This is a genomic window from Shigella sp. FC1661, from assembly GCF_001712525.1.
GTDB lineage: Bacteria > Pseudomonadota > Gammaproteobacteria > Enterobacterales > Enterobacteriaceae > Escherichia > Escherichia coli.
This window is the reverse complement of the sequence record NZ_MDGW01000510.1, coordinates 1-353: the sequence shown is the minus strand read 5'-3', so window position 1 is coordinate 353 and position 353 is coordinate 1. Positions and strand designations below refer to the sequence as shown.

Here is a 353-nt window from a genome sequence, read left to right as displayed (position 1 = left end):
GCCTTCGCAAAATAAGCGGAAGCCTGGCGAAGGATATCGTTACTGCGGCGCAGTTCACGATTTTCACGTTCCAGCTCTTTCAGACGCTGACGTTCAGCGGTGGTGAGCCCGCCATCACCGCCTCCGGTATCCCGCTCATGCTGGCGTACCCAGACACGCAGAGTCTCCGGTGTACAGCCAATCTTTGGGGCAATGGAACAAATTGCCGCCCACTGTGAGTCATATTCGCCCTGACTTTCCAGAACCATACGAATCGCCCTCTGACGGACTTCGGGGGAAAAACGAGTATTTTTAGTCATCCTGTTTACCTCTTTCTCAGGGAGTTTAGTCTCCAGGATTCCCGGGGCGGTTCA

1 protein-coding gene is annotated in these 353 nt (G+C 54.4%); it reads right to left on the bottom strand.

What is annotated here, in order from left to right; translation table 11 throughout:
* Positions 1 to 299 (bottom strand): transposase (locus BFF42_RS21410; RefSeq protein ID WP_000165131.1); only part of this gene is annotated, 299 nt, incomplete at its 3' end.
* Between the last annotated feature and the right edge of the window lie 54 nt (positions 300 to 353).